This window comes from Paenibacillus sp. J22P169, from assembly GCF_059691995.1.
Genome location: NZ_JCAUAO010000001.1, coordinates 2,277,181 through 2,290,777 on the forward strand (window position 1 = coordinate 2,277,181; position 13,597 = coordinate 2,290,777).

Consider the following 13,597-nt stretch of genomic DNA (forward strand, 5'->3'; position numbering starts at 1 on the left):
TATGTTAGTCGACACTACTTTTTCTGAGCCACACGTACACATCGCGTAGATGCTTTGTTGTTGTGAAAATGAGAAGCATTACAAATAGCCACGACAACTCCCAGATCGCGTTTGGAAACAGTATCATTAAAGAAAAAAACACAAACGCTTCCGTTCGCTCTAAGATCCCCGGGTTATAGTGAAATCCTTTTGCTCCTGAATTTGAGATGACATTGCCTGTTACAAGAAACGTCGTAATATTAACTAGGATTGCTGCTAAGTTGAGCGAAATCGGTAAATAAGCATCGGGATGGACGAGTAAAATCGCAATAATTAAAGCACTTTCCACCACCCGATCAAACGTGATATCCAAAATATTTCCCCATTTAGAGGGCTTCGTCATTCTGGCAAGCGTACCGTCCACAGCATCAAGATAACCGGATATCCACAGAATCACAACAGACGTTATGGGAAAACCAAGAGTAAATACAACCCCACTTCCTACGCCTATCAACATCGCGATCCATGTGATCAAATTCGCTGATAAACCAGTAGATCGCAGGATTCTTGCTCCTCTATCAATTACCGGCTGTACGGTGTGACGTGCATAAGAATCCAGCACTGCTACTTACCTCCTTGGGTAGACACCAGACATTTGAGGCGACCAATCGAACACCTATTTCAATCCCTAATTCATAATGTGAAAAGCCAAGTTCCTTGATTACAACAGATATACCGTTCACGCGCGCCCTTACTTCTGTATATTCTCCGAGAAAAGTGCTGCTCTCAATCGTTCCCTTTATAGGTGATGTAGAATCCAACTGGAGCCATTCTGATCGAAGAGCAATTCGAACCAACCGATCCGGCTCTTTCGCACAATGCGGATGGACCTCTAAATCACCGAGAATGGTTGAGACACTTGTTCCCCTCTTGATTCCATATAAAACATTATCTATTCCCATGAAGTCTGCCATCCATCGGTTGGCAGGCTCGTAATAAATGTTTTCCAGCGTTCCCGCCTGCTGCTCCACGCCATCCCGGAGGATCAAAAACTGGTCACCAAGCGTCATAGCTTCTTCCCTGTCATGTGTGACCATAATCATCGGAATATCCCATTTTCGCTTCATGTCACCAAGCCAGCGCCCCATTTGTCTGCGTAGTAACGGATCCAGTTGACTGAAAGGTTCGTCTAGGAGCATAAGCTGCGGTTCGATGACAAGCGATCTAGCTAATGCCACACGCTGTTCTTGTCCGCCAGAAAGGGAAGAAAGTGGACGATGATAAAATCCCGTCAAACCGACTTTATGCAGCATTTCTTCCGATTTAACTTTTCTCTCATGAATAGGAACCCCTTTTATCTTAAGTCCGATCTCCACATTCTCTCCAACTGAAAGAAAGGGAAGCAAATAAGGTTTTTGGAAAATCATGGACAAATCCCTTTTCTCGGGTAAAAGATGGTGAATCGGTTCCCCACCCATTATGATACTTCCCTGGTTGGGTCTTAATAGGCCTGCTATAAGCTGAAGTAACGTTGATTTCCCACTGCCAGATGGTCCGAGTATGACAAGCAATTTGCCCTTCTCTAGAGTAAAAGACTGCTTTGACAGGGAAAATGACTTCGTATCATCGTATTGGTATGTCACATTGGTCACTTGTAAAAATGGATCAGACAATCGGGTCAACACGATTCGCCTCCTTTCCTTCGTAGAGATCCTTCTTTACTCCTATGGAGCCTAGAATAACGATTATGAGCGCCGGTAGGACAAACATCATGCATAACGCTCCCATGAGCGAGTAGTCACCGCTAGATAACGTACTGAAAAGCAGCATCGGAAGTGTGATCAGATTGCCACCGCCAATGAAAACTGAAAACAAGTATTGGCTCCAGGAAATCAAAAAACTAAATAAGATACTCAGTGACAAAACGGAACGCATCAGCGGCAACTCAACCAGCCAGAACGATTGCAGTCTGCTAGCCCCAAGCAAACGAAGCTGTTTTTCATATCCGATGTCGTATCCGGCATAAAATCCGTACAATAAGTAAATGGAATATGGAATAGCCGGAATCAAGTGTGACAGCAGCACCCCAATCCATTGATCGGATAATCCCAAATGCAGAAACAGGACATGTACGCCTAACGCAATGGAAATACCGGGAATCAATATAGGCGATATTAGCACTAACCGAATCGTTTTGTTCCATCTTTTCACATATAGTCCCAATGCACGAGCTGCTGGATACGCCACTACTTGAGACAGCAAACTTGTAGCAGCAGCCAATCCAAAGCTATTTAATAGCGCATCGCTCACTTGTGAATGCGTGGAAAATACATAATGCCAAGCGCGTAGAGAAACGGTTGGAAGCAGATCAGGAAATCTCCATTGTTGTGAGAATGACCATGCGAGTAGTGGTAGAAAGGGGATAAAAAACAACAAGATCATAAAAGCATACAATATGGCGTAGCCTTTACGGTAATTGATGTCGTTTTTGCGCATAGCCTTCCCCCCATTTCATATATAAAATAATAAGAATCATGCTAATTATCGTAATCACGATATTAATTCCCATAGCTTCTGACCGATACGTAAGATCAGGATTGAGATAAGCTTGATAGGCTAGGATCGGCAGTGTAGGTTTGCTCACAGAGCCTAAGACGTAAGGAACTTCAAACGATCCGAATGTATAGGCAAACACGATAATCGAAGAAGCTAACAAAGCAGGCAGCATGAAAGGAAAGGTGACGAACCTCCATCTTTGCCATGCATTTGCTCCAAGAAGTTTCAATTGCTTTTCATAGGGGACAACCCAAGACTTTAGAACACTAAGCACGGACACTGCAATAAACGGAACTTCTTTCCACACATATTCCAGCACGATTCCTCCACCAAACTGATCGGTAACCAATACAGGAAAATGCCAAGGCTGCTGTACCATCCCAAACAAGTAAGCTAACCGCGAGATCAATCCACTTTGCCCAAAGAGTATCAATATCGCTATTGCCCCTACAACATGAGGGACAGGCAGATTGAACTGCAGCAAGAAATGAAGCCCTCCTCCTTGATTTGTATACCGACGAATCCAAAATGCCAGTGTAACGGCTATCAGAGCCGCAACAGCCGTCGTAACTAAGGAGATCCCTAACGAAAAAAAGAGTGAATGATAAAATACGGGGGAATGAAAAAGCTTACTGTATACATGCAGCGACACCGTTGTCTTCCCGATTATCGGGAAGTAATCCAGGCTTTGGATACAGCTAATGAACAATCCAGCAAAGAACGTTCCTGCCACAAATAGAAGGGCTGGAAAAAGCATGCCCCCTAAGATTAGCAGTCTAATTGGTTTACTTTTGGAATAAAACATGGTTCTTCCAGCCTTCTTCTAATGCCGTTGTATATGCAGCCTGTAAATCAGGAAGCTTATGCTTTAAAAGCTCGTCTGTCGGTACGGCTGTATCGCCGCTTTTAGCCTTAAGCTCCTCATAAAGCTTTGTGTGTTCTCCTTCTAATTTCGAAGGATCTATTCCAATGCCGTCTCCCCAGCCCCTTGCCGGATTAGCTTTTTCAAATTGCAGTTGTGGATCAAGTATTAGATCGGCGACAACCAAGGCAGCAGCTTTATGTGCGGCATTAAATGGAATCCCGACATAATGATAATCACCAATTGTGCCAGTGTCGAAGATATAAGGATGAGCCGTATTAGGCAATTTCCCTTTGCCGATATCCGTCGCAATACCGCCGATATCCTGTGTGAAGGCAAAGTCCACTTCATTGTTATTAAAAAGTGTCGTTAATTCAGCGATCGTTCTGGGGTAGGTTTCCCCATTTCGCCATAATGACGGCTTTAACTCATTCAAGTAGTTCCAAACTTTCGATGCCTCAGCATTAAATTCTTGTTGATCGAAAGGTTTTGACCATAACAGATACCCACCGCTTAATTCGTAGAACAATTGCTTCACAAAGCGCGTTCCCGTAAAGTCAGGAGGTGCATTGTAAGTAAATCTTCCTGGATGTTTCTCCACCCACAACTTTAATTCTCTATAGTTGCGCGGTAGATCGTCTGGATTTATCCGAGTTTCATCATACACAAATTGAAATTGCGCACTCCCCCAGACTGATTCGTATCCATCCGTATCCAAACCAAAGTCCTTCCCGACAGCATGACTCTGATAATCGACGTATTTGGCATTCGGAAGCTTGGTTGCAAAAGGACCAAACAGAGCGTCTGCTTGCTTCAGGCTAGCGAAGTTTTCTCCGTTTATCCAAATCATATCCACACTGCCATCTTTGTTTTTACCAGCCTGCTTTTCATTTAGCACCTTATTAACCGCTTCCGCAGTATCACCTAGTGGTACACGGTGCAATATGATTCCATACCGATCTTTCAATACAGTCCCATATTTCTGATCTACAAAATCATTGATCGCATCGCTTCCGCCCCACATATACCAATTCACTGTTTGTCCATTAGCTTCCGCCAAAACTTGATCCCAACTGCCTGAAAGAAGAGTATCATCAGCAGCTTTTCCATTATCATTGGAATCTTTACCTGAGCAAGCCGAAGCGAGCAAGCTAAAGACGCATATTAATAAAATAATTTTAAAATAACGTAAACTTTTCAATCTATTTTCCTCCACTTAATCTAAACCATCTTAAATAGGTCTTTATTATGCGACCTACTATTCCAGCTTGAGAGAACTTGTATCGCCAATATTGATCAGCTGTTTTTAATAAAGCCTCGGACCTTGCAGGATACGGATGCACGACTTGCGAAATATCGGGGAGCTTGTGTCCATAGCGTTTTGCAAAAACGGCTTGCTGCATCCAGTCACCTGCTCCATCCCCGGCAGCATGAGCTCCCAAGATTATTCCTTTCCGATCCGTAATCACCTTAACGATACCTTCCGTATTCCGATCGGTTATAAATCGATCCACATGATCCAAATTCACTTTGTAAACCCGAATATCACCTCCAGTGTGTCTCCGAGCTTCTTCCTCCGTCATCCCCAAATGAAAAATTTCCGGATCCGTGTAGATAACCCATGGAACGTTATCGTAGCTTGCTTTTCGTTTCAAACCGAACACCGCGTTAGCTACGACAATCTTCCCCTCCATGCCAGCAGCATGCGTAAAAGGAAACGGCTTGATCACATCTCCAACTGCGTAAATGTGGGGAATGTTTGTCTGCAATGTTTTTTTAACCTCGATGTGATGATTGTCCATTTGAATGCCGATGTTAGGAAGTCCAAGACGATCGGTGTTAGGCTTTCTGCCGGTCGCAATCAGAATGGCATTGGTCTCCAATTGCTTCTTCTTCCCGTCACTTTCAATAAATAGCCGCTTTTTCCCATCAGGCATTGATTCAACTTTGCTAACGCTCGTTTTTAACATTATTGTTATTTCTTTGGCCAGCTCTGTGTGTAAGGCGTGAACAATATCCGAGTCTTCTTTGTTTAATATCTGCGATCCTCTCACGAGTACAGTCACTTTGGCACCCAGACGAGCGAAAGCTTGAGACAATTCCAAGCCGACCGGTCCAGCACCAATGACAACAAGGCTTTCGGGTAAGAATTTCATATCAAATACACTTTCATTGGTCAGAAAGTCTACATCTTGCAAACCTTCAATAGGCGGAATGTCAGCTCTGGAACCGACTGCAATGACAATGCGTTTACCATAAAGCACTTCGCCACCATCGATTTCGACATGGTGTTTGTCACGGAATTGACCGTGTCCCTGAAATACATCCACTCCCATGCTGCGAAAATGCTTCGAGCTGTCATGAGGCTGAATTGTTGCTTTAGCAGTTTGGACTCTACGGTAAGCTTCTAGGTAGTTTGCTTCGCCTTGTAATTGCATGCCATAGGCTTCGGCAGCGTTCTTAGCCGTATACAACTCCCTTGCTGCGGCAATCAACGCTTTGGAAGGCACACATCCTGTATGCAGACAGTCTCCTCCCGGTTCAGGTTCTTTTTCAATCAACGCTACTTTTGCCCCGAAACCAACTGCACCCGCCGCAACGGTTAGCCCACCGGATCCACCACCGATGACAATGAGATCATATCTTTTCAAAGCATACGCTCCTCTTCATTATGATTTAACCACTCGTTTCTTGAGACCAAGCGGAATCAGTGTCACAAAGGGGAATGCGTCCACTTGTAGTAGCTTCAATCACATCCAATAAGCAATGTCTTCACTTGTTTTTAAAAATTACCCCTCAACAAATGTCTCTTCTTATCAGCACTCTTATTTGATCAAATAACAAATAGATTCATAGAAAGACCCAACTGCTAGCAGAATAAGAAGAATCACAATGATTGTTTTTTTCATATCCGAATTCCCCCTATTCGTGAATCTGTAAATATACATTTGATGCAGCCACTACTCCCTAATAACAAATGTAATTATCTATAATTATTTTATAGGTTACCAAAAATACTATATCACGATTTACACATCTCCACAAGTAACCATCTATGAAATTTTTAAAAGTTACAGTCAATGCATAATGGATAATCTGAAACGGTTATGGAGCGTAGGCTTCGTATGTTTATGCGTTCTAATTGTAACTATCTATTTTTATATTTGAGTGTTACAATACAGATATAGACATTCCACATGAAAATAAGAGGGTCACAAAATGATGTTATGGGACAATTTTCTGAGAAGCGATTATCACGACTGGAGAGGCAGCGGTCATTCCGAAGACATGCTGGACAAACCAGGATGGTTGGAACAATGGTTGGAAACCCACAATCTTCCTTATCCGGGTGCTCCGTCCGTACAAGAATTGGATGATTTGAAACGGTTGAGGGGTCACATACTTCGTATCGTCCAAAATTTGACGGTGCACAAGTCCACTGACCCCACCGATCTCGAATGGCTGAACCGAGCGCTGTTAGTCGGATCAATGATTCTGCGCATCGCGGATTCTGGTTCGGATTTTAGATTGGAATCCACTCCGTTACGAACAGGATGGCCCCGCATCGGAGCGGAAGTGGCGGCTTCCTTCGGCCACTTGCTCGCGGAGAGCGATCCCTCCCGATTACGTATTTGCGGCAATCCAGATTGTCTATTAGTTTACTACGACGAAACCCGGAACCGTTCCAAACGGTTTTGCGATGATAAAGCTTGCGGCAATTTAATGAAAGTCAGACGGTTCCGCGTACGCCAAAAAGCAACGAAGCTACACGGGACTTCCGCAACCTGAGTCCCACAAGACAACGGTTCAATTTTGTTCGCAAACAAGGAAGACCCCAATAATTAATCGGGGTCTCGATGAATGTTTGATGTCTTACCTTACGTCTATTCGGTAAGATGATACGGTACGGTCGTCACAATAACGTTTCTCCGATATAGTAGGTGAGCACGTATTAGTAAACTTGATTGGTTATGAAGGATATTGTGCCAACCTTTTTTAGGAATAAATTGAGGGATTATCACCGTGACCTTATAGTTTGATTCACTTGCTTTGTGCTGAATCGTATCTATAAATTTAGTAAGCGGATTAATGATACTTCTATATGGGGAGTGCAGTGTCACTAGTCGCACATGAGGTTTCCATTTCTTCCATTTTTCTTCAAACATAGCTTCATCTTCGCGCTCAAATGGAACATAAACAGCAATAATCTGGTGAGGTGAAAGAGATTTTGCGTAGTTCAATGAATTCTCTACCACATGCGTGATACCAGCAACAGGAAGAATGATGACATTCCCCTCAATTGGTAATGTAGGTACACGGTTTGCAATTTTTAATTGGTCGCCAACTGCCTCATAATGCTTCCTTATTCGATGAAAGAGATAGATGATTATAGGCAAAAAAACTAAGACTGACCATATCTGTGAAAACTTTGTTAAGAAAAACATTAACGTTACTATAAAGCTAATGATCGCACCAATGGAATTAACGATAAGTTTTGGAATCCAACCTATAGGCTTTTCACGAATCCATTTTAACATCATACCTGTTTGGGAAAGAGTAAATGGGATAAATACCCCGACAGCATAAAGAGGGATAAGATGCTCGGTCTGCCCTTTAAATGCAATGATCAATATAATCGAAAAAACGCCAAGAAAGATAATTCCATTGGAGTATCCTAATCGATCACCACGAATCGTGAACATCCTTGGAATAAAATTATCTTTGGCAAGATTAACTGCTAGCAGTGGAAAAGCAGAATAGCCCGTATTCGCGGCAAGAATTAAGATTAATGCCGTCGTACCTTGAATAAAGAAATACATAAAGTTCCGTCCAAAGGTTTGTTCAGCAATTAGTGAAACAACGGTTACCTCTTCTCTAGGGGCTACCCCGTAATAGTAAGCTAAGTACACAATTCCTGCGAATAACAAAGCGAGTAAACTCCCCATCGCAACTAACGTTTTAGAAGCATTTTTAGGAGCAGGATCTTTAAAGTTTGGTATTGCGTTCGAAATGGCTTCCACACCTGTTAATGCTGAGCTTCCGGAAGCAAACGCTCGTAAGAGTAGAAATAAACTGATACCTGCTATCGGTGTACCGATTGGGGCATGTAAATCAGGCGAAACATGACCCGTTAAGATTTTGTAAATACCCACACCAATTAAAATGAATAAAGCTAAAACGAATAAATAAACCGGATAAGCTAATATTGAAGCCGATTCTGTTACTCCTCTTAAGTTTAAGATTGTAATAAATAGAACAAAAACAATAGCAATACCTACATTGTAAGCATGCAAACCGGGAAAAGCGGATGTAATGGCGTCTGTACCTGCAGACACACTTACTGCCACAGTTAACATGTAGTCCACTAATAAAGAGCCCCCAGCAACTAATCCTGGGTATATGCCCAGGTTTTCCTTAGATACTATATAAGCCCCTCCACCGTGAGGATAAGCAAAAATAATTTGTTTATATGAAAGAATTAAAGCCGTTAACAGAATTAAAACACCAATTCCAATTGGTATCGAATACCAGAATGCTGCTGCACTAATGGTTATCAAAACTAGTAATATCTGCTCTGGACCGTAGGCAACTGAAGATAGAGCATCTGAAGACAGTATGGCTAATGCTTTGGTTTTATTAATTTTTTGCTCCCCTAATTCCGTTGATTTCAACGGTCTTCCAATTAAAAACCTTTTTAACATGGATATCATTGTAAGTATCTCTCCCTTTTTGATTAAGACTGCTCCCGTTTTCGTTATCGTAACTCCACCTCGCTTCAATAAAGCCGCGTGTATAGGCCCAATAGAACATAGCTTCCATTTCCGGTGTAATGCCTGGGTACTTTTTGATAAATTTGGTTAGACATAATTCCATAAGCTCAATTTCTTCTTGTTCCATTTCTTTTCACCTTTCTTGGTTAAAATCGTGTGTCATGTACACCTTTCATACATGGCACGACAGTTGCTTTTTCGGGTATTCTTTAGTGGTCTGGCGTTACCAAACAATCAAAAAGGAGCTGCCTCACGGCAAGCTCCTTCATTGTATCGTTCCAATTAGCGCAGTTTCTTGAATGCCGTACGAAGTTCAGAAGTCATGAACTCCGGTTGCTCCCAAGCTGCGAAGTGTCCGCCCTTAGGAAGTCTGTTGTAGTGGAAAAGGTTCGGATATGCTTTCTCTGTCCAACTCTTCGGTGCTACATAGAGCTCGTCAGGGTAGACGCTAACGGCAACCGGGAGTTTGACGCCTTTGACGCCAAAGAATGAGAGATCGTTCTCCCCGTAGAGACGAGCCGCAGAAATCGCTGAGTTCGTAAACCAGAAGTGCGAGATGTTGTCTAGAATATCGTCGCGCGATAGGCCTTCTTGGACTCCGGCAAAAGTTCTCGAGATCAGGGCAAGACTCTTCCAGTCGTGGTCAATCATAAAGGCTGCTAAACCGACAGGCGAATCTACCAGTCCGGTCAGCGTCTGCGGGCGCGTTCCCATGATGAAGGCGTAATAGAATTTATTTTCGGTAACTTGCTCGCACGTTTTCTTCTCTTCGTCAGAGAGGCCGGATGGCAGCGGGTTACCGGACCAAATCGCCGCATCAGCATCGGCCGGAATCACGCCAGGCATATTGGTGTGAAGGGCGATCAATCCCTTAGGTTCCTGAACACCCATCATGTCAACGACGACCGCACCCCAGTCGCCGCCCTGCGCTACATACTTCTCATAGCCGAGACGAGTCATTAGTTCGCCATAAGCGCGTGCGATGCTTTTAGGACCCCAGCCCTTCGTGGTCGGCTTGCCTGAGTACCCGTAACCAGGCATCGATGGAATGACGACGTGGAAGGCATCAGACTCGCTTCCGCCGTGTTCCGTCGGATTAGTCAGCGGCTCGATCAGCTTCAATTGCTCGATAATCGAACCCGGCCATCCGTGCGCAATGAGAATCGGCATCGCGTTCTCATGCTTCGAACGAACGTGGATGAAGTGAATGTCCAGACCATCGATCTCGGTAAGGAAATGCGGGTAGGAGTTAATTCTTGACTCGACTTTGCGCCAGTCGTATTCATCTGCCCAGTAACGCGCAAGTTCTTGAACCGTTGCGAGCTGCGTGCCTTGCGATTGGTCCGAAACAGTTTCTTTCTCAGGCCATCTTGTCGCATTGATACGCTTGCGTAATTCGATAATCTCTTCTTCGGGAACATTCACATGAAACGGACGAATGGCATTTTTTTCTGTAGTTGTTTGTGTCATTTTTTTGTCTCCTTTGATTTTTGAGTTTGTATGTGATCGAGTTAACCTCGTAGAAATCGATTAGCTTGTGATCATCTACGCTCAACCCAGCTCCGCGCGGCCTGTTTGATCTCTCAGGGATAAGCGTGATATCGTCAAGCACTTCGTCTTGGTGGTGAGTTACTCACAGGTCAGCGACTCTATTGTACAATTGGAACTTTATTATAGAGATCGAAGAAAATTCCCACTCGATTCATACGATTCTCTCACACTTCAGTAACCAGTTAGTTGTTATTAGCTGGTTATGAATAGTACTATATCACAAGCGTAAAGTGATTACAAGTAACTACTTAAAAATATTTTAATAGTTACGTATATTCAACTTTCCGTGTCAACTCATCGATCTATTCTGCCCGTTACTTAAGAAAAGGCAACCGATCCACTTAGGTCCGGCTGCCTTCTCAAGTTGTTTTTGAACTTATCAATAGCTGTTCATCTTCATTATTTAAGTATAATTCTAATAATGGGTCCATCTTTGGTATCTGAAATAAATATTAGATATAAATTTTCCTTAACCTTATAAATTTGATTCCAAGCAGGACCAAATGCTTCATCGTTAAACTCTTGATCAGGTTTTCCAAACACTTTCCGAACATCATCAGTCGTCCCCTGCCATCCTACGGTAGTTGGTTTGGCTGATATCGTCTGAACTTTTGCACTTTCATCAAGTTCATTTAGTAATTTAATGGTCTTCTCACCATAAACACCAAATTCCAACGAGTACCCTTCATATTCTAGGCGATACCCAAATTCAGATCGCCCAGCACTTAAAGGAGTAGGAAGTTTCTTAAGAGCTTCGTTTTTCGTGGTCCCAAGTGGAACTTCAACTCCTCTAATTTTCCCCTCCGTCGCTAGCTTCCATATATCATTCTGGGTTCTGTTGATTTTTTCTTGATCGTCATTACAACCCATCACAATAATACACATTAAACTCATAGCGATGGTGAGTACAAATAACTTTAATAGGATTTGAATAGATATATTCTTCATCAATTACCTCCTGACCCTCAACTATTGTTCCGGATTGCAGTGTAATCCCACAACTAAGATCAAGATCAAAAAAGATATTTTATATGAAGCAGTTCCATAAAATACGCCCACTCTGTCAATGCTCCCAATAGTAGCCACAAATTAGCTAACAATATAATATTGAAACCCAAAAATAGACCTGTGCTCCGTCCAAAGGATTTGAATAGACCATAGACGGCTATACCGATAAGCATGAGGCTTAAAATGGTTACCAATTGATCGGTTATCTTTGTAACTGAATTCTTAAACAAGATAAGATGTAATAGGAATATAAATAACTCCACAGTTGTGCCAAAAATACTAGATCTTAATACAAAAATGATAAATTTCGTTCTGTCCAATTGGATCATATTTCTTACACCTTTCAAAATACTTGGAGTAGGGATAATGTTTTGACCTCCTACTATTCAGGCACAATAAGTCAGCTTACTGTTATTAAGACTTGTGCTAGTGCACTTATTTTCCATTGCCCTAAAATGTACCACGAGTAAATCATGAACTGCATTCTCATCGTTCTTTGTTATACTTTCTGCATCCGCACTAGGGATTGGTGTAAAAAATGGTTGGTGTCTAAGATGCAGTGCTTTCGACACTCGGATTATTAGATGTTTCCGACTTGCATCCACCTAAAATTAGAAGTGAAATGCTCAACAATCCATAACAAGTATATATTTTGACTTTGTCAATTCAACAACATCACATTCCATTTATTTACATATATAGACGTTTATTATTTTAATTAGTTGCAAAAATTAGGTATCAAAAATCACTCTAAACTTTCCATATACTTTTTCACAATCTGCCTGTTACTTGAATGAAGGGCTGCCTCGCGGCAGCCCTTTTGATATTTTTGACATAATTAGGATTATTTATCTCACCGAAGCTTGAATCTGAGCAGATGATCGGTCAAATGTTCTCTCTTTAAGATTTCAATCTGCTTGCTCCCTATTAGGTCGTAATGTGGATATTCATCACGAAGATGTATGTAAACTGGATTTAAACCATTCGCCAAGCACCATTCCTTCAATCGTTCCAGATCACAGCAGCCCACCTTAGTGATCGTCTTCACTCCTGGAAAGCGAGGTTCTACCCAATAATGCGTCAAAAAGGCAATTTCCCCCTGTGAGCATTTGCTTTTCCATTCATTCAGTTCATGTCTGGATATTCCAAAAGCCATGTCATCAATCTCCTATTCGGTGCAAACGTCCTGGCGCATAAATACCCCAATAATGTCCTCGGGTGGTTTGCAACCTGAATAACAACTATATTCGCTGTCCAGGCTCCTTTTAATATGCATTAGTATGAAACTTTTCCCTTGAAAATATCAGGCCCGTCCCAGTGTTTAGCTTAATGACCAGACCAGTCTAATACTTCTTTTCCTAGTGTACGACCCAGACCTTTGGCGATTATGAAGGGCAAATAAAAGCACCCTCGTATGAAGATGCTAGCTAGAATAATGCTTATTTAAATTATGTTACTAATCCCACCAACTCAACAACCCATTCACATCTTCAGTATGTAGCTCTGTTGCACTTTTGCAAAATTCCAAAAAGGCGTTCTTTAATTCTTCAGTTACATCTTCTTGATTAACCGCTAGACCTTCTATTGAAACTCTATAATCCCTACGTTTTGGTGTTACTGCATACCCATACACAAACACGGCAGGATACTTTCTCATAAATTCAAGCATATCATTAACAGTTGGTGAATTATTCTGTCTATCTTGTGGGTTAATAAACTGTTTATTGATTAGGCTTTCTAGTATATCAATACGAAAAGGTTCAAACTTAACTATCCTGTTCATCTTATCTTCCCAGTCTACCTCTAGTTTCAATAAACTATCTCTAATTCCATAGTTTAAATTGTAATTAAACGGAGTGGTTATATCCAT

The 13,597-nt window shown here is 42.1% G+C and carries 13 protein-coding genes; 1 reads left to right on the forward strand and 12 read right to left on the reverse strand.

Annotated elements, in window-relative coordinates; all coding sequences use genetic code 11:
* Positions 1-4 precede the first annotated feature (4 nt).
* Genes AC58QG_RS10610 through AC58QG_RS10635 form a run of 6 tightly spaced genes read right to left on the reverse strand, consistent with a single transcriptional unit; the run spans position 5 to position 6,048 of the window.
* Entirely contained in the window at positions 5-601 is a 597-nt protein-coding gene (locus AC58QG_RS10610; RefSeq protein WP_497362014.1) for a CDP-alcohol phosphatidyltransferase family protein, read from the reverse strand.
* Positions 558-1,664 carry an ABC transporter ATP-binding protein gene (locus AC58QG_RS10615; RefSeq protein ID WP_497362015.1) on the reverse strand — a complete coding sequence of 369 codons (1,107 nt, stop codon included), beginning with the start codon at positions 1,662-1,664 and terminating at the stop codon, positions 558-560. Before AC58QG_RS10615 ends, AC58QG_RS10610 begins: the two co-directional genes overlap by 44 nt.
* On the reverse strand, positions 1,645-2,475 hold the full coding sequence (locus AC58QG_RS10620; protein ID WP_497362016.1) for an ABC transporter permease: 831 nt from the start codon (positions 2,473-2,475) through the stop codon (positions 1,645-1,647). Before AC58QG_RS10620 ends, AC58QG_RS10615 begins: the two co-directional genes overlap by 20 nt.
* Entirely contained in the window at positions 2,447-3,340 is an 894-nt protein-coding gene (locus tag AC58QG_RS10625) for an ABC transporter permease (protein WP_497362017.1), read from the reverse strand. The genes AC58QG_RS10620 and AC58QG_RS10625 overlap by 29 nt, the downstream gene beginning before the upstream one ends.
* A complete protein-coding gene (locus tag AC58QG_RS10630) occupies positions 3,321-4,598 on the reverse strand; it encodes an ABC transporter substrate-binding protein (RefSeq protein ID WP_497362018.1) in 1,278 nt (425 codons plus the stop codon). Before AC58QG_RS10630 ends, AC58QG_RS10625 begins: the two co-directional genes overlap by 20 nt.
* 1 nt (position 4,599) lies before the next feature.
* A complete protein-coding gene (locus AC58QG_RS10635) occupies positions 4,600-6,048 on the reverse strand; it encodes a dihydrolipoyl dehydrogenase family protein (protein WP_497362019.1) in 1,449 nt (482 codons plus the stop codon).
* A gap of 568 nt (positions 6,049-6,616) precedes the next feature.
* On the opposite strand from AC58QG_RS10635, the gene AC58QG_RS10640 reads away from it, so the two are divergent.
* Positions 6,617-7,186 carry a CGNR zinc finger domain-containing protein gene (locus AC58QG_RS10640; protein WP_497362020.1) on the forward strand — a complete coding sequence of 190 codons (570 nt, stop codon included), beginning with the start codon at positions 6,617-6,619 and terminating at the stop codon, positions 7,184-7,186.
* A gap of 95 nt (positions 7,187-7,281) precedes the next feature.
* Here the strand turns inward: AC58QG_RS10640 and AC58QG_RS10645 are convergent, their stop codons facing one another.
* The 6 genes from AC58QG_RS10645 to AC58QG_RS10670 form a co-directional block, all read right to left on the reverse strand.
* Positions 7,282-9,108 (reverse strand): APC family permease, encoded by a 1,827-nt coding sequence (locus AC58QG_RS10645; protein ID WP_497362021.1) that lies wholly within the window; start codon positions 9,106-9,108, stop codon positions 7,282-7,284.
* On the reverse strand, positions 9,035-9,295 hold the full coding sequence (locus tag AC58QG_RS10650) for a hypothetical protein (RefSeq protein WP_497362022.1): 261 nt from the start codon (positions 9,293-9,295) through the stop codon (positions 9,035-9,037). The genes AC58QG_RS10645 and AC58QG_RS10650 overlap by 74 nt, the downstream gene beginning before the upstream one ends.
* 155 nt (positions 9,296-9,450) lie before the next feature.
* Positions 9,451-10,638, reverse strand: coding sequence for an epoxide hydrolase family protein (locus tag AC58QG_RS10655; protein WP_497362023.1), 1,188 nt, complete (start codon positions 10,636-10,638; stop codon positions 9,451-9,453).
* A 480-nt stretch (positions 10,639-11,118) separates the two neighbouring features.
* Positions 11,119-11,667, reverse strand: coding sequence for a DUF4309 domain-containing protein (locus AC58QG_RS10660; RefSeq protein ID WP_497362024.1), 549 nt, complete (start codon positions 11,665-11,667; stop codon positions 11,119-11,121).
* A 913-nt stretch (positions 11,668-12,580) separates the two neighbouring features.
* Entirely contained in the window at positions 12,581-12,883 is a 303-nt protein-coding gene (locus AC58QG_RS10665) for a hypothetical protein (protein ID WP_497362025.1), read from the reverse strand.
* Positions 12,884-13,183: 300 nt separating this feature from the next.
* Positions 13,184-13,597: a hypothetical protein gene (locus AC58QG_RS10670; RefSeq protein ID WP_497362026.1), complete on the reverse strand. Its 414-nt coding sequence runs from the start codon at positions 13,595-13,597 to the stop codon at positions 13,184-13,186.

Coding starts and splice junctions, on each gene's coding strand:
- AC58QG_RS10620 (WP_497362016.1), bottom strand. CDS start 2,475: ATGCGCAAAAACGACATCAATTACCGTAAAGGCTACGCCATATTGTAT.
- AC58QG_RS10625 (WP_497362017.1), bottom strand. CDS start 3,340: ATGTTTTATTCCAAAAGTAAACCAATTAGACTGCTAATCTTAGGGGGC.
- AC58QG_RS10640 (WP_497362020.1), top strand. CDS start 6,617: ATGATGTTATGGGACAATTTTCTGAGAAGCGATTATCACGACTGGAGA.
- AC58QG_RS10645 (WP_497362021.1), bottom strand. CDS start 9,108: ATGATATCCATGTTAAAAAGGTTTTTAATTGGAAGACCGTTGAAATCA.
- AC58QG_RS10650 (WP_497362022.1), bottom strand. CDS start 9,295: ATGGAACAAGAAGAAATTGAGCTTATGGAATTATGTCTAACCAAATTT.
- AC58QG_RS10655 (WP_497362023.1), bottom strand. CDS start 10,638: ATGACACAAACAACTACAGAAAAAAATGCCATTCGTCCGTTTCATGTG.
- AC58QG_RS10660 (WP_497362024.1), bottom strand. CDS start 11,667: ATGAAGAATATATCTATTCAAATCCTATTAAAGTTATTTGTACTCACC.
- AC58QG_RS10665 (WP_497362025.1), bottom strand. CDS start 12,883: ATGGCTTTTGGAATATCCAGACATGAACTGAATGAATGGAAAAGCAAA.
- AC58QG_RS10670 (WP_497362026.1), bottom strand. CDS start 13,597: ATGGATATAACCACTCCGTTTAATTACAATTTAAACTATGGAATTAGA.